The organism is Streptomyces sp. PL-29 (assembly GCF_058344425.1).
This window is the reverse complement of record NZ_CP136996.1, coordinates 2570878-2587131: the sequence shown is the minus strand read 5'-3', so window position 1 is coordinate 2587131 and position 16254 is coordinate 2570878. Positions and strand designations below refer to the sequence as shown.

Annotated in this window: 12 protein-coding genes and 1 pseudogene; all 13 read left to right on the top strand. The window is 71.1% G+C overall.

Translation table 11 applies throughout. The annotated features are described in order from the left end of the window. Window positions 1–1282: 1282 nt before the first annotated feature. Window positions 1283–1929 (top strand): annotated as a pseudogene (locus R4Z63_RS11850) ((2Fe-2S)-binding protein); the annotation flags it as partial. Between the two features lie 59 nt (window positions 1930–1988). Further along, the gene (locus tag R4Z63_RS11845) at window positions 1989–4280 is read left to right on the top strand and encodes a xanthine dehydrogenase family protein molybdopterin-binding subunit (protein WP_384446235.1); all 2292 of its coding nucleotides are present in this window, start codon (window positions 1989–1991) and stop codon (window positions 4278–4280) included. A 168-nt stretch (window positions 4281–4448) separates the two neighbouring features. Then, window positions 4449–4979, top strand: a complete 531-nt coding sequence (locus tag R4Z63_RS11840; protein WP_384446183.1) for a DUF2563 family protein — start codon at window positions 4449–4451, stop codon at window positions 4977–4979. Continuing rightward, a complete protein-coding gene (locus R4Z63_RS11835) occupies window positions 4979–6439 on the top strand; it encodes a WXG100 family type VII secretion target (RefSeq protein WP_384446181.1) in 1461 nt (486 codons plus the stop codon). Before R4Z63_RS11840 ends, R4Z63_RS11835 begins: the two co-directional genes overlap by 1 nt. Window positions 6440–6460: 21 nt before the next feature. Next, a complete protein-coding gene (gene mycP, locus R4Z63_RS11830; protein ID WP_384446179.1) occupies window positions 6461–7633 on the top strand; it encodes a type VII secretion-associated serine protease mycosin in 1173 nt (390 codons plus the stop codon). 41 nt (window positions 7634–7674) lie between these two features. Continuing rightward, entirely contained in the window at window positions 7675–8112 is a 438-nt protein-coding gene (locus R4Z63_RS11825; protein WP_384446177.1) for a hypothetical protein, read from the top strand. Window positions 8113–8125: 13 nt separating this feature from the next. Further along, window positions 8126–10411 (top strand): hypothetical protein, encoded by a 2286-nt coding sequence (locus R4Z63_RS11820; protein ID WP_384446175.1) that lies wholly within the window; start codon window positions 8126–8128, stop codon window positions 10409–10411. Beyond that, window positions 10411–10965, top strand: a complete 555-nt coding sequence (locus R4Z63_RS11815; protein ID WP_384446173.1) for a hypothetical protein — start codon at window positions 10411–10413, stop codon at window positions 10963–10965. The genes R4Z63_RS11820 and R4Z63_RS11815 overlap by 1 nt, the downstream gene beginning before the upstream one ends. Window positions 10966–11096: 131 nt before the next feature. Then, window positions 11097–12554 carry an MFS transporter gene (locus R4Z63_RS11810; protein WP_384446171.1) on the top strand — a complete coding sequence of 486 codons (1458 nt, stop codon included), beginning with the start codon at window positions 11097–11099 and terminating at the stop codon, window positions 12552–12554. Between the two features lie 42 nt (window positions 12555–12596). Then, complete coding sequence (locus tag R4Z63_RS11805; RefSeq protein ID WP_037923309.1) at window positions 12597–12794, top strand: Arc family DNA-binding protein; 198 nt, start codon at window positions 12597–12599, stop codon at window positions 12792–12794. Beyond that, window positions 12794–13162 (top strand): type II toxin-antitoxin system death-on-curing family toxin, encoded by a 369-nt coding sequence (locus tag R4Z63_RS11800; protein WP_384446169.1) that lies wholly within the window; start codon window positions 12794–12796, stop codon window positions 13160–13162. Before R4Z63_RS11805 ends, R4Z63_RS11800 begins: the two co-directional genes overlap by 1 nt. 131 nt (window positions 13163–13293) lie before the next feature. Then, a complete protein-coding gene (locus R4Z63_RS11795) occupies window positions 13294–15078 on the top strand; it encodes a DEAD/DEAH box helicase (RefSeq protein WP_037923311.1) in 1785 nt (594 codons plus the stop codon). Between the two features lie 403 nt (window positions 15079–15481). Next, the gene (locus tag R4Z63_RS11790; RefSeq protein ID WP_030662724.1) at window positions 15482–16123 is read left to right on the top strand and encodes an IclR family transcriptional regulator; all 642 of its coding nucleotides are present in this window, start codon (window positions 15482–15484) and stop codon (window positions 16121–16123) included. Window positions 16124–16254 lie beyond the last annotated feature (131 nt).

Sequence of the window (16254 nt, the reverse complement as noted above, 5' to 3'; positions counted from 1 at the left end):
GGCGGGCGGGTCCGTCGGCGGGCCGATCCCCGCGACGATCCCCATCCCGGCGTCGGTGGCCGCCGCGTTCGCCGAGTCCGAGCCCGACTCCGCGCCGGATCACAACCCGGATCACAACCCGGATCACGACCCGGATCGCGACCCGGGCGCGACGGCGGAGTGGCGCTTCCCCGACGCGGTGCGCGAGCCCGCGGAGGCGCCCTCGGCGACCGGCCAGTGGGACGTTTCCGACCCCGCCCGGCAGCAGGGCGACTTCCGCACGGGCGGCAGCCTGGACGCGGACTGGAGCCAGGCCCCGGCGACCCTGCCCGGCGGTGCCCCGGCACCGTGGGCCTACCTGACGCAGCAGCAGCCGGCCGCCGGGCCGGACCAGGGCCAGGCCCGGACGCAGGCCCAGGACGCCGGTGTCCTGCCGGGCACGGACGAGGCCGCCGCCGCTTCGGCCGCCGCAGCCGCCACGGCGCACGCCGCCGGACGCCTGCTCGGCGGGCCCGGTGTGGGCGTCGCGGGGCGCGGGCCGCGGGTGCTGGGCGGGCCCGGCGTGGGGACCGCGCTGCAGGAGGCCGAGCCCGCGCACCGGGCGCCGCACGACATCGAGGCCGCGCACGGACCCGCGGCGACGGCACACGCGGGGGAGCGGCCGCACCCGGGAGCCCCGGCGCAGGAGCCGTCCGCGGCGGCCGGCGGTGCGGACCCCTTCGGTGGGGCGCATGTCCAGGCCCCGGGCGCGGATGCCGCGCAGCCGGCCGAGCCGGAGCACTTCGCCCAGCCCGCTCACGGCGGGCACGCCGAACACGGCGGGCACGCCGCGTTCTTCGGGAGCGCCGAACACGGCGAACACGGCGGGCACTCCGACCCGGCCGCGTACCCCGAACACGCCGCGCACCTCGGACACACCGGGCACACCGGGCACACCGTGCACCCTCCGCATCCCGCGGACACTGACGGGCACGGTTTCGCCGCCTTCGGGCAGGCGCCGGAGCGCGCCGAGCGCGAGCCCGAGCCCGCCCCGGCCGGCCACACCGCCGAGCCCGAGCCCGCCCCGGCGGACGGCCCCGGCCTCGCCGAAGCGGGCCGGGGGCCCGCACCGGACCACGCCGACGCCGAGGGCTCGGCGCCCGCCGGGGCCGCCCCTGCCCGCGGGGAGGTCCCGGTCGCGTCCACGCCGGTGGCGGACACCGCCGACAGCGCGGCGAAGCTCCCGCCGGAGGGAACCGGCGAAGGGGTCCCGGCCGAGGTGCCGGCGTACGCGGAAGAGCCCCGGCCCGCCGCCGACGTGCACCACGAGCACCCCCACGCCTCCTACGTGCTGCGCGTCAACGGCGCCGACCGCCCCGTCACCGGGGCCTGGATCGGGGAGTCCCTCCTCTACGTGCTGCGCGAGCGCCTCGGCCTCGCCGGCGCCAAGGACGGCTGTTCCCAGGGCGAGTGCGGCGCCTGCGCCGTGCAGGTCGACGGCCGGCTCGTCGCCTCCTGCCTGGTCCCGGCGGCCACGGCCGCCGGCAGTGAGGTCCGCACCGTCGAGGGCCTCGCGGCGGGCGGGGGAACTCTCCGACGTGCAGCAGGCGTTGTGCAGGTCGGGTGCGGTGCAGTGCGGATTCTGCGTACCCGGCATGGCCATGACCATCCATGACCTGCTGGAAGGCAACCACGCCCCCCAGCGAGCTGGAGACCCGCCAAGCGCTGTGTGGCAACCTCTGCCGTTGCTCCGGCTACGCGGGGGTCGTCGAGGCCGTGCGCGAGGTCGTGGCAGGGCGCGAGGCCGCGTCGGCAGCGTCCGCGGACGCTGCAGCGGCCGCGGCAGCGGCACAGGCCCCGGAACCGGGGCACGGGCACGTTCAGGGCCAGGGCGAGGGCGCGCCGGAGCCGCGCATCCCGCACCAGGCAGCGCCCGGCGAGGGCGGCATCCACCACGGAGGCACGGTGTGAGCGGGCAGGACGCGGCGACGGCGACGGCGACGACCGCCGTGAACGCCACGGTGACGGCCATGGCGGCCCCGGGCGCGCCCGACGCCGCACAGCCGCAGGCACCGCGCGGCATCGGAGCCTCCGTCGAGGCCACCGACACCCGCGCCAAGACCGAGGGCACCTTCCCCTACGCCGCCGACCTGTGGGCCGAGGGCCTGCTCTGGGCCGCCGTGCTGCGCTCCCCGCACGCCCACGCCCGGATCCTCTCCATCGACACCAAGGCCGCCGCGGAGATGCCCGGCGTGCGCGCCGTCGTCACCCACGCCGACGTGCCGGGCGCCACCACCCACGGCCGCCGGATCGCCGACCGCCCGGTGTTCGCCCACGACGTCGTACGCCACCACGGCGAGCCCATCGCCGCCGTCGCCGCGGACCACCCCGACACCGCCCGCCTCGCCGCGGCAGCGATCGCCGTCGAGTACGAGCTCCTCGACCCGGTCACCGACCCCGAGCAGTCCTTCGGCGCCCCCGCCCTCCACCCCGACGGCAACCTGATCCGACACATCCCGCTGCGCTACGGCGACCCGGAGGCCACCGGCGAAGTCGTCGTCGAGGGCCTGTACCGGATCGGCCGCCAGGACCCCGCCCCGATCGGCGCCGAGGCCGGACTGGCCGTGCCCCGCCCCGACGGCGGCGTCGAGCTCTACACCGCCTCCACCGACCCGCACACCGACCGCGACCTGGCCGCCGCCTGCTTCGGCCTGGAACCGGACCGCGTGCGCGTCGTCGTCACCGGCGTGCCGGGCGCGACGGCCGACCGCGAGGACGCCGCCTTCCAGCTCCCGCTCGGCCTGCTCGCGCTGCGCACGGGCTGCCCGGTGAAACTGGCCGCCACCCGCGAGGAGTCCTTCCTCGGCCACACCCACCGCCACCCGACCCTGCTGCGCTACCGCCACCACGCGGACGCGGAGGGCCGTCTGGTCAAGGTCGAGGCGCAGATCCTGATGGACGCGGGTGCGTACGCCGACGCCTCCGCGGAATCCCTGGCCGCGGCGGTGGCCTTCGCCTGCGGCCCGTACGTCGTCCCGCACGCCTTCGTCGAGGGCTGGGTCGTACGCACCAACAACCCGCCGTCGGGCCACGTCCGCGGCGAGGGCGCCATGCAGGTGTGCGCCGCGTACGAGGGCCAGATGGACAAGCTCGCGGCCGCCCTCGGCATCGACGGCGCCGAACTGCGTCTGCGCAACGTCCTGGCGACCGGAGACCTCCTCCCGACGGGCCAGACGGTGACCTGCCCGGCCCCCGTGGCCGAACTGCTCCGCGCGGTGCGCGATTTCGAACTGCCCGCGCTGCCCAAGGACGCCCCCGAGGACGAGTGGCTGCTGCCCGGTGGCCCGGAGGGCGCGGGCGAGCCCGGTGCGGTGCGGCGCGGTGTCGGTTACGGGGTCGGCATGGTGCACATGCTCGGCGCCGAGGGCGCCGACGAGGTCTCCACCGCCACGGTGAAGGTCGTGGGCGGCGCGGCCACGGTCATCTGCGCCGCGGTCGACACCGGCCAGGGCTTCGGCACGCTGGCGCGCCAGATCGTCCAGGAGGTCCTGGGCGTCGACGAAGTGGTGGTGGCCCCGGTGGACACCGACCAGCCGCCCGCCGGCCCGTCGGCGCACGGCCGGCACACGTGGGTGTCGGGCGGCGCGGTGGAGCGGGCCGCGAAGATGGTCCGCACCCAGCTGCTGCAGCCGATGGCCCACAAGCTGGGCATGTCCACCGAGCTCCTGCAGATCCAGGACGGCCGCATCACCTCGTACGACGGCGCGTTCTCGATGTCGGTCGCGGAGGCGATGGCGGGCAAGGAACTCTGGGCGACCGCCCAGTGCCGCCCCCACCCGACGGAGCCGCTGGACGCGGACGGCCAGGGCGACGCGTTCGTGGGCCTCGCCTTCTGCGCGATCCGCGCGGTGGTGGACGTGGACATCGAGCTGGGCTCGGTACGGGTGGTGGAGCTCGCGGTGGCCCAGGACGTCGGCCGCGTCCTGAACCCCCGCCGCCTGGAGGCCCGGATCGAAGCGGGCGTCACCCAGGGCCTGGGCGCGGCCCTGACGGAGAACCTCCGTACGGTCGCCGGCCTGGTCCGCCATCCCGACCTGACGGGCTATGCCCTGCCGACTGCGCTGGACGCCCCGAGGGTCCGCATCGTCAAGCTGGTGGAGGAGCGCGACGTGGTGGCCCCGTTCGGCGCGAAGGCGGCGAGCGCGGTCCCGGTGGTGACGACCCCGGCGGCGATCGCCTCGGCGGTCCGCGCAGCCACGGGCCGCCCGGTCAACAGGCTCCCGATCAGGCCGTCCGCGGCGGTGGGAGTGCCCAACTCGTGACCGTGTGAGTCGCATTGCACGTGCAACCCCGGACTTGGGGCTGTCGGTGCCGGTCGCTAGAGTGATCGACGAGAGTGCGCGCGCACACGTGCGAACGGGTGCGAACGGGGACGGGGAGCGGCGCCGCGCGCCGCGACCGCGGGGAGACGGGGAGTCGGGGAGGCCATCGTGGCAGAGGACAACGGCGGGATTCTGGCGATGGTCTCATCGGGGGACGTCGCTGCATCCATCAGGGCCCAGGCGGAAGCGCAGGCGAGGGCCGCGGCCCTGCAGGTCCAGTACGACGACCTGAAGGACTACCAGAAGCTGGTGGACGGACTCCTGACGAAGCTTCAGGAGTCCCCGGCACACCACGGAAAGCTGGCGGACGGCACGCTGCCGACGGGCGCTCTGGGCACGGGGTTCCCGGCCGCCGACAAGCTCAACAAGTCCTACATCACCGTCCACTCGGAGCTGCAGAAGCTGTCGAAGGGGCTGGCGGTGCAGATCGAGGCCCTGGGCATCGCAGTTCAGTGGGCGGGCAAGGGCTACAGCGAGGTGGACGAGGAGACGAAGCGCCGCATGGCTCTCCTGGCCAAGCAGGCTCACGATCAGTATGTCCCGAAGCGTGACCCGTACGCGGAGAAGCCGGCGGAAAGCCCGCAGCCCGAGTCGAACGCGCCTCAGCCGAACGGGACGAGGAAGGGCGCCGACTTCTGATGAGCGAGTTCGAGGGCTACACACACGCACAGCTCTACGGGATGATCGCCGCGCTTGACGACGAGGTGGTCAGCGCCCTCGGGACGCAGCTCACCGAGGCGGCCAAGACGATCAAGGAGATCGGCGACAAGCTCAAGGACCACAGGGTCAAGGGTTGGGAGGGCGAGGCCGCCGAGTCCTTCCAGAACTGGGTGAACCAGACCGGAAGCGCGACGCTGGTCCTGGCCGATTACAGCGAGGCCAGCGGGAAGTACCTGACGCAGACGGCCCAGGTCATGCGTGAGGTCAAGCCGAAGAACGGCACCGGGGACATGCCGAAGTACAGCGCGTCGGCGGAGGCGAGTCTTAAGGAGGACCTCGCGACGTCCCGCAAATACCACAACGACCCGGACGCGGTACAGCTCGGGCAGGAGGCCTGGTCGAAGCTGAGCGGAGACCACGCGCGTGCCGTGGACGCGATGAACAAGCTGTCCGGGTCCTACGAGCAGTCGTCGACACAGATGGACAACACGAAGATCCCGACCTTCCCGCCGCCGCCGGGTGTGTTCGTGCCGGTTGACCACTCAGGCAGTGAAGACATCGCCCGCCCGGGTGGTAGCTCCCCCCAAGGAAGCTACTCGGGTGGTTCCGGATACGGATCATCCAGCCCAGTCGGCCACAGCGGATCCGTGAGCGAAACGGGTTCGGTGAGCGGTCCCGGGGCGAGGCCGAGCGCCACGCTTCCGCCGACCTTGCCTCCGGCGATCCCGGACCGTGAGGTGGACGTCGATCTCGACGCCGTCACCGCACTCCCCGACCGTCCGGTGTCTCCGGTGTCGACCACGCCGGGTGGCTCGCTTCCCCTGAACCCTGTTGGCCCCACGCCAGGACCGGTAGCCCCGCCTGTGGCCTTCCCTCCGGTAGGCGGAATGAAGGGACCCGGTCCCGTAGGAACCGGTCCTGGTCTCGGCCCGTACCCGAGTCTGACCGGTCCAGGAGCGCCGGGTGGCAAGGCGGCCGGTATGCCTGGCATGCCCCCACGTGACACCGGGATCATGGGTGGCCGTCCCATTACCGCTACCGGACCCAGCTCGGGGATTCCGCGCGGGACGGTTATTGGCGAGGGGGCTCACGCTGGCCGTCCGCTGGGCGGCGGGATGGGCCATGGTGTCGGTGGCGGTCTCGGCGGCAGCCAAGCAGGCCACCCGGTGGGGCGTCGACTGGCCACGGAACCGGGCGGTGTTCTCGGAGGACGGCAGGCCGGTCCCGTTGGTCGTCCCGCTTCAAGCGGCCAGCCGTTTACCCAGGGCGGCTCAGGCCTCGTGCGCGGCAGCGCGGGTTCTGTGGGGCACGCGGGCGCGGGTGCCCCGGGTTCCGGCAAGCGACGCAGCGATCAGGGTGGAGAGCGCCCCGACTATCTGACAGAGGACGAAGAGACCTGGCAGGGTAGCCGCCGTGTTGCTCCGCCTGTGATCGACTGAGCAGAACGGACGTTGCACGGGATGCACATGCGTAAGGTGACTGCGGCTTTGGTGGGCCTCTTGCTGGCCGGGGTTGCCGCGACCCCGGCCCAAGCGGAGACGATCCGGTCGCGGCAATGGCATCTCGACGCCATGAAGGCCGACGAAATTTGGAAGATCGCTAATGGTAAAGGGATCACCGTTGCGGTGATCGATACGGGTGTCAATCAGATCCCCGAGCTTGAGGGGCAAGTCCTCCCCGGCAAGGCTTTTCCCTTTACGGACGCCGAGGTTGGTCGAGACAACGACTACTTTGGCCACGGCACCAGCATGGCTGCCCTGATCGGGGCTACTGGAAAACATCCCAGCGGTGACGGTTCGTATGGCCTAGCTCCTGGTGTCAAGATCCTCCCGATTAGGGTGCCCGATCAATTCGAGACCGCGACGACGCCGAATCTGGTCGCGGCGATTAAATTTGCTGCGGACTCCGAAGCCAAGGTCATCAACATTTCGCAAGGGCTTGTGGGGAAGCCGGAGGACGATCGAGCGCGTGCTGAAGCCGTGCGGTACGCCCTTTCAAAGGGCAAGTTGATCTTCGCGGCTGCTGGTAACACTGGAGATGCGACCAACTTGATCGAGTATCCGGCCGCTACTCCTGGGGTGGTGGGTGTAGGAGCTGTAGATGCTGAGGGCGAGCCGACCAAGGAGTCGCAGCACGGGCCCCAAGTGGACGTCGCCGCGCCCGGTGTGGACATCGTCACGGCATGTACTGGCAAGTCAGGGCTATGTAAGACCCACGGCACCAGTGACGCCTCCGCCCTCGCATCGGCCTCCGCCGCCCTCCTCTGGTCCGCCCACCCCGAGTGGACCAACAACCAGGTCCTTCGGGTCCTCCTGAATACGGCGGGCAAGCCCGTCGACGGCTCTCAGCGCAACGACTACATCGGCTACGGCATCGTCCGCCCCCGAGTCGCCCTGCAAACGCCCGGGGACCCCGGTCCCGCCGATGTCTATCCGTTGCCCGACCTGGCTGCGGCGGCCAGCGGCGGCAAGCCCTCAGCGGCCGCCCCCACCGGCCCACCGACATCCAAGCCCGCCGCTGCCGAGGAGACGAAGAGCGGCAGCTCGCTCCTCTGGGTCGGGCTCGGGCTGGGGGCGTGCGTGCTCATCGGCGGGGCCGTGACCGCGGTCGTCGTCGTACGCCGTAACCGTTGATCTGATCTGGTCTGATCCGTTCCGACTCGGAGGTTCGCGCGATGTCGTTCGACGAAGAGTGGTCGGCGGCCCGCGCCACGGCCACCGCCAATGTCACGATGCGGCTCAACCAGGCCCCCGCCGAACCCAACCCCGGCAGACCCGCCGGATCCGGCGGCGCTGATCTCGCGCTCAACCAGGACCAGATCGGAGCGATCGGCTCCGAGGCGTACAAGCTGCACACCCGACTGCAGACCGACGGCAAGCACGCCGCCACCGCGACCGCCGAGGCTGCCGGGGCACTCACCCGGGAGGGATTCGCGAGCGGGGCCGCCCTGCTCAAAGCCAACACCCTCTGGGAGAGCCAGGTGAAGACCCTGGTGGCCGCCTGCGCCAACATCTCCAACGGCCTCAACTACTCGCTCTCCTCCCACGCCAAGGACGAGCAGCAGCTCCACGCGGACTTCACGGCGTCCGCCATCGACAAGTACCTGAAGTAGGCGAGGCGTCCGCATGCTGACGTACGAGAACGTGATGAACGCGCCCCTGGACAAGCTCCAGACCGCGGTCACCGACTGGACGGCCATGGCCGGTAAGTTGGACGAGATGGCCGAGGCCGCCCGCAACGGCATGAAGGCGAAGTCCGACAAGGCCGAGTGGAGCGGGATCACCGCCGGAGTGGCACGCGGGTTCGTCGACAAGACGGCGAAGGAGTTCGAGGACGCGGCCAAGGCGGCCAAGGGCATGCACCTGGTCCTCGCCGACGCGCACGCCACCTTCAAGGCCGCCCAGGACGAGCTGAAGAGGCTCGCGGCGGAAGCCCCCGCAGCCGGTTTCCGGATCGACGCCACCGGGCGGGTCAGCGTCATCCCCCTGCCCACCGAGGCCGAGCGGAACGCGGCCCGCCACGACCCCGACTACCAGCAGACCCTCAACGCGAACCGCAACGCCTGGCAGTCCCAGGTCAACCGGGCCGTCGAGAACGCTCAGGACGCCGATGACTCCCTAGTCCGCGTGCTCCAGGCGAACACGACGGACGAACACGACTTCAGCGGACCGAAGTTCACCACCCTCGACGCCGAACAGGTCTCCCGCGCAGCCGACCTGATGAAGAAGGTCACCGGCGCGGGCGGCACGGCCCGCAACGTCGAGGCGCTGCGCGAGCTGGAGGAAGTGCTCGACGACAACCGCGACGACCCCGAGTTCTCGACGGGCCTGTTCCGGACCATCGGTGCCGAAGGCACCCTGCAGATGTACTCCGCGATGTCCCTGGACGCGACAAGTTTGGGTACCGCCGGCAAGGACCGGGCGCTCATGGTCTCGAACATCCAGAGCGACCTGGGCGCGATGCTCGGCCTCGCCACGCACAAGGACGTGCCGGGCCACCTCGACGCGGCCTGGACGACCCAGCTGATGAAGGCCGGGCGCAAGGAGATGGACGTCTTCGGCGGTGTCCGGCAGATCTACGGCTACCAGGCCATCGGCGCGCTGCTGCGCGAGGGGAAGTACGACACGGAGTTCCTGACTTCTGTGGGCCGCGACATGATCGCCATGGACCGTGAGGACCCGCAGGCCTGGGAGTTCCACACGCCGATCGGCCTGGAGACCGTACTCAATCAGGGGCTGGAGGGCGGCCGCGGCTTCTACCCACTGACTGGACTCATGGAGGCACTCGGCAACAACCCGGACGCGGCGACGGCCTTCTTCAACGAGCCGGTCCGCGAGGACAGCAACAAGGACGGCATCGTCACGAAGGACGACAAGCCGGTCGGCGGCCAGCACGGCAAGGACCGGGGCATGGTCGACTACATGCTCGACAAGAAGCCGTACATGGACGGCTTCGACATCGCCCCGACCGGCGACCTCCGTCCGGCCCAGCAGGCCGTCGGTGACGCGCTGATGGCGGCCGTCTCCCACCGGGGCCCCGGCGACGAGGACGCGCCGCCGGTCGCGCACACCAAGGAGATGGCGGCGGTCATGGAACGGATCGTCGAGAAGATCGGCGACGAGCCGGATCTGGTCGACGCCGACCCGGGTGACCCGGAGGGACCGCTGAACGGGCTGTCCGGGCACTTCGGCCAGATGGCGGCGGAGTACATGCCGGACATCCAGGCGGCGGCGGAGAAGAACAGCGGATTGATCAAGGCCAATGGGGTGATGGCCGAGTTCGACAAGTCCCAGATGGCGAGTTTCGTGGGCGCTGTGGGCCAGGACCCCGAGGCTTATGGTGCGATCACGAACTCTCAGCGGGCGTTCACCACGACACTCGTCAACGACGTGATCGCTCACCGCGACGAGTACGCCGACCTGGATGCAGGTATCCAGAGCGCCGTGCACCCTGGCGGTGAGATCGCGGGCATTCTCTCCGAAGCGCGGTCCCAAGGGGTGTATGCCGGGAACGGTCATAAGCAGGAGGAGTACGTCAAGGGCGTCGAGGACACGGCAAAGTGGATCAACCGCGGTATCAGTGCCGCCGGCGGCAAGTATCTGGAGATGGTGCCGCTGGCCGGTGACATCGTGGAGTGGCTCCAAGAGGACATCACAGAGAGTGTGGTCGAGGGCGCGAAGAAGGACGTCGTGAACAGGACCGCCGACAGTGACCAGGCTGCGGCTACCGCGTACGTCGACGCGCAGCAGGCAGCCGGGGCTTCGGCTGCTGCTTCCGTACGGAAGGCGGCGGAGGGTTCGGGTATGAGCGAGCGGACCATCGGTGCACTCGCCGGAGTCGCGGGGACCGCGACGACGAACGCTTACAGCGCAGGCCGGGACCTCGTGGCGTCTTCGAAGGGGAGCTCTTGATGCCGGAAGGCGCTGCCCGTGGCGTTACCCGTCGCAGAGCCGCCGCCCTCCCCGTGGCGGGGGCTCTGCTGCTGGTGGGCTGCTCTGGTGGGCCTGCGCCCGTGGCGTCAAGACTGCCGGAGTCGACGTGCTTCGGGGCCTTCACGCCGTCCGATCTCGCGCCCTTGCTGGGCAGGGGTGACGATGTCAAGGTCGACTCTCCGGCCGACCTCGCTCTGAACTCGCAACGACGCGCCGCGACCTGCAACATCTACGTCGATGGCAAGAGCGGCGTGCTGGCTTGGGCGAAGTGGCAACCCGTCGGGCAAGAATTCCATTGGCCGCTGGACGACCTGAACGCCGAGTCGATTCCCGCCGTTGAAAATGGCAAGGTGTGGGATACGGGTGCGGCAGCGGGAATCTCCTGCCAGGGATCCGAGGAGCCCTTCCAACTGGAGCTGTGGCTCAGTGGGTCCATAAGTGGCAAGAAGTCCACCGATACTCGCGTGCTACTCACCGGACTCATGCAGAAGTACGCCGACTACGCCAAGCGACAGAACCAGTGCCGCGCCTGACAAGGCAGGCAAAGGCCGAGGCCCCGGACCGCAGTCACCCTCGGCGCGCGTGGTCCTAGGACCCGGGGCCGAGTGCGGGATCGGCCTAACGGACAGGGTCGAAATGGGGCTGTGCACCTTACTCTGGGGCGATGAGCGCCCTCGAGCCCCGCGTGCCCCAGAGAACCGCAGACCTTCCGACCCCGTCGCAGGGCGGGGTCATGGGGCCCGCGTACCGGACGCTCAGCATCGGGATCATCTCGGTCGTCTTCCTCATCGCCTTCGAGGCGACAGCCGTCGGCACGGCCATGCCCGTCGCCGCCCGTGAGCTCGACGGGATCGGGCTGTACGCCTTCGCCTTCTCCGCCTACTTCACCACCAGCCTCTTCGGCATGGTCCTGTCCGGGCAGTGGGCCGACCGGCAGGGGCCGCTGAAGCCGCTGACGGTCGGCATCGCCGCGTTCGCCCTCGGGCTCGTGGTCTCCGGGACCGCCGGCGCCATGTGGGTGTTCGTCCTCGGCCGCGCCGTGCAGGGCTTCGGCGGTGGGCTGGTGATCGTCGCGCTGTACGTCGTCGTCAGTCGGGCCTACGAGGAGCGGCTGCGGCCCGCGATCATGGCTGCCTTCGCCGCCAGCTGGGTCGTCCCCTCCATCGTCGGGCCGCTGGCCTCCGGGACGGTCACCGAGCATCTCGGCTGGCGGTGGGTGTTCCTCGGCATACCCGTGCTCGTCGTCGTCCCCCTCGTCGTCGCGCTGCCCGCCATCCGCCGGACCGCCTCCGGTCCCGTGGGCGGCGAGCCCGCGGCGTTCGACCGGCGGCGGATCCGGCTGGCGCTCGGGATCTCCGTCGGGGCGGGTCTGCTCCAGTACGCCGCCCAGGACCTGCGGTGGCTCTCGCTCGTTCCGGGCGTCGCCGGCGCGGCCCTGCTGGTGCCGGCCGTGCTGGGGTTGCTGCCGCGCGGGACGTACCTGGCCCGGCGCGGGCTGCCGTCCGTGGTGCTGCTGCGCGGGGTCGCGGCGGGGGCGTTCATCGCCGCCGAGAGCTTCGTACCGCTCATGCTCGTCACCCAGCGGGGGCTGAGCCCGACGATGGCCGGCTTTTCCCTCGCGCTCGGCGGGGTGACCTGGGCGGGCGGCTCATGGGTGCAGTCGCGGGGGCGGACGGCGCCCTACCGGCAGCGGCTGATGGTGATCGGCATGGTCCTGGTGGCGCTGGCCATCGCGGCCGCACCCGCCGTGCTCATCGAGTCCGTGCCCGTGTGGACGCTGGCCCCGGCCTGGGCCGTGGGGTGTCTCGGGATGGGGCTGGTGATCGGTTCCACGAGCGTGCTGCTGCTGAAGCTGTCCGCACCGGAGGAGGTCGGTGCCAACTCCGCCGCCCTGCAGATCTCCGACGCGCTCGCGAACGTCGTCCTGCTGGCCGCCGGCGGAGCCGCCTTCGCCGCGCTCGGCGGCGGAGCGGTCGGGGCCGCGCACGCGGTGACCGCAGGCGGGGCCGGCGGTGCCTCGCACCCCGTCGCCTTCGCCGTGGTGTTCCTGCCGATGGCGTGCGTGGCGCTGGTGGGGGCGTGGGTCGCGACCCGGTTGGAGCCGGCTCCCGAATCCGCGTGACACCGCGTGACACCGCGTGGTACCGCGCGGTACCGTCATTCCATGGCTGGTCTCAACGTCAGATTCACCGAAGAAGAGCTGGACGCCCTGCGTGAGCGCGCCGAGGCGGAGGGCCGGAGCATGCAGTCCTTCGCGCACGACGCGGTCATCAAGGCCATAAACGAACACTCCCGACTGTTCAACGAGGCGGCGGAGCATGTGCTGAAGGCGAGCGCAGAGCTCAACCGGAGGCTTGCCTGATGCACTACCTCACGCTTCCCGAGCTACTCAACCTCGCGGAGCGTCTCGGAGCGGACGAAGTGCGCGACTACGGTCTCCTCGACTCGGCACTGGCGCGCCCGCAAGCGAGTGTGTTCGGCCAGGACGCCTACCCGGACATCTGGCAGAAGGCAGCGGCTCTGATGGAATCGCTGGCTCGCAACCACGGGCTGGTAGACGGGAACAAGCGCATTGCCTGGTACGCGACCTGGGTCTTCCTCCACATGAACGGGCATCCGCTCGACCCCGAGTTCGACGTGGACGAAGCCGAGCAGTTCGTGCTGGACGTGTGCCAGGGGGCTCTCGACGTACCCAAGATCGCTGAGCAGCTGCCGAGGTTCGCGCGCTGAGGCAGGCGATGTGACGCTCGCCGCACCGCCCGAGGTCACGGGCCTGTCCCTCCGCGGGGGGCGGGCCCGCCCCGGTAAGGTGGCCCGGTTGTCCTACGTACGACCGCCGCCGAGAGCACGAACCGGAGACCGTGACTACTACCGCCTCCCACCATCTCTCACCCGCCTTCCCCGGCCGTGCCCCGTGGGGCACCGCCAGCAAGCTGCGTGCCTGGCAGCAGGGAGCGCTGGATCGCTATATCCAGAACCAGCCCCGGGATTTCCTCGCCGTCGCCACCCCCGGCGCAGGCAAGACCACCTTCGCCCTCACCCTCGCCTCCTGGCTGCTGCACCACCACGTGGTGCAGCAGGTGACCGTCGTCGCGCCCACCGAGCACCTGAAGAAGCAGTGGGCGGAGGCCGCCGCCCGGATAGGAATCCGGCTGGACCCCGAGTACTCGGCCGGTCCGCTCAGCAAGGACTACCACGGCGTCGCCGTCACCTACGCCGGCGTCGGTGTGCGCCCGATGCTCCACCGCAACCGCTGCGAGCAGCGCAAGACCCTGGTGATCCTCGACGAGATCCACCACGCCGGAGACTCGAAGTCCTGGGGAGAGGCCTGCCTGGAGGCCTTCGACCCGGCGACCCGCCGGCTCGCGCTGACCGGCACGCCCTTCCGCTCCGACACCAATCCCATCCCGTTCGTGACCTACGAAGAGGGCAACGACGGCATCCGGCGGTCCTCCGCCGACTACACCTACGGCTACGGCAACGCCCTCGGTGACGGCGTCGTCCGGCCGGTCATCTTCCTCTCCTACAGCGGCAACATGCGCTGGCGGACCAAGGCCGGCGACGAGATCGCCGCGCGGCTGGGCGAGCCGATGACGAAGGACGCCATCTCGCAGGCCTGGCGTACGGCCCTGGACCCGCGCGGCGACTGGATGCCCAACGTGCTGCGCGCCGCCGACCAGCGGCTCACCGAGGTCCGCAAGGGCATCCCCGACGCGGGCGGCCTCGTCATCGCCTCCGATCAGGACTCGGCGCGCGCGTACGCCAAGCTGATCCGGGAGATCACCGGGACGAGGCCGACCCTGGTGCTCTCCGACGACACGGGGGCGTCGAAGAACATCGACACCTTCAGCGCGAACGACGACCGCTGGATGGTTGCGGTCCGCATGGTGTCCGAGGGCGTCGACGTACCGCGCCTCGCGGTCGGCGTGTACGCGACCACGATCTCCACCCCGCTGTTCTTCGCCCAGGCCGTCGGACGCTTCGTGCGCTCGCGCAGGCGGGGCGAGACGGCGTCCGTCTTCCTTCCGACGATCCCCTACCTGCTCGGCTTCGCCAACGAGATGGAGGTCGAGCGCGACCACGTGCTCGACCGGCCGAAGAAGCAGGGCGAGGAGGACCCGTATGCCGAGTCCGAGAAGGAGATGGACGAGGCGAACCGGCAGGAGGACGAGGACACCGGCGAGGACGAGCAGATGTCCTTCGAGGCACTGGAGTCCGACGCCGTTTTCGACCGGGTCCTCTACGACGGGGCCGAGTTCGGCATGCAGGCGCACCCGGGCAGCGAGGAGGAGCAGGACTACCTCGGCATCCCCGGGCTGCTGGAGCCGGACCAGGTGCAGATGCTGCTGCAGAAGCGGCAGTCCCGGCAGATCGCGCACAGCCGGCGCAAGCCCGACTCCGAAGCGGACCTCCTGGAACTGCCGGCCGATCGCAGGCCCGTGGTTTCCCACAAGGAACTGCTGGAGCTGCGGAAGTCGCTCAACACGATGGTGGGCGCCTACGTCCACCAGAGCGGGAAGCCGCACGGGGTGATCCACACGGAGCTGCGCCGTGTGTGCGGCGGGCCGCCGAGTGCGGAGGCCACGGCGGGGCAGATCCGCGAGCGCATCAAGAAGGTGCAGGAGTGGGCCACCCGCATGCGGTAGGCGCGCTTGCTCCGCTTACTGCACTTATTGCGGCATGTGCGGTGACCGCGGTGACTGCGGTGAGTTCGCCCAGAACGTGTGACGGGGTCCGTGCGGAGGTTCGCACGGACCCCGTCCGCGTACCGCCGTCTCCGCGTCTGTGCGATTCGTTGTCACGAAACGACACTTGAGGCGATCAGGAAATAGCACAAACGGGTAGCTCGCGCCCGGATTCTGGACGAGCCCTTCCGCTGAGCGGACCTGCTCGCTACATTCCCCGCATCGAACGCACCGTGGCAGCGCCGCCGCGGGAGCGCAGCCGGTGCAATGGCCGCTACCGGCGGCCTCTCCTGTGCGCCGCCGTGGGACCGGCGGCGCGCCATTCCGAGAGTCACCGCCGCTCACCGAAAGAGGGAGAGGCGTCGTGACCGCGGAAACCTCCCAGACTCTCGACAGAGGGCTCAGGGTCCTCAAACTGCTCGCCGACACCGACCACGGTCTGACCGTCACCGAGCTCTCCAACCGCCTCGGCGTCAACCGCACGGTCGTCTACCGGCTCCTGGCCACCCTCGAACAGCACGCCCTGGTCCGCCGCGACCTCGGTGGCCGGGCCAGGGTCGGGCTCGGGGTGCTGCGACTGGGCCGGCAGGTGCACCCGCTCGTGCGTGAGGCCGCGCTGCCCGCGCTGCGGTCCCTCGCCGAGGACATAGGTGCCACCGCACACCTGACCCTCGTCGACGGCACCGAGGCCCTCGCCGTCGCCGTCGTGGAGCCGACGTGGACGGACTACCACGTGGCCTACCGGGCCGGCTTCCGCCACCCCCTGGACCGGGGCGCCGCCGGGCGGGCGATCCTGGCCGCCCGTCAGGGCTCCCTCATCGAGCCGGGGTACACGCTGACCCACGGCGAGCTCGAAGCGGGTGCCAGTGGGGCCGCGGCACCGCTGGTGGGCATCAGCGGGCTGGAGGGCAGCGTCGGCGTCGTCATGCTGGCCGACGCCGTGCCGGAGCGGGTCGGACCGCGGGTCGTCGACGCGGCGCGCGAGGTCGCCGACGCCCTCCGCTAGGGCGGGTCGCGGACGTCCCGCCTGCCCCGCGGCACCCGGCACCCGGCACGCACGTCCGCCGCGTGGTCGGGACCGTCCGAGCGGGCCCGGTGCGAGGACGGCCCTCCGCCGTGCGATCGCACGCACCGGGC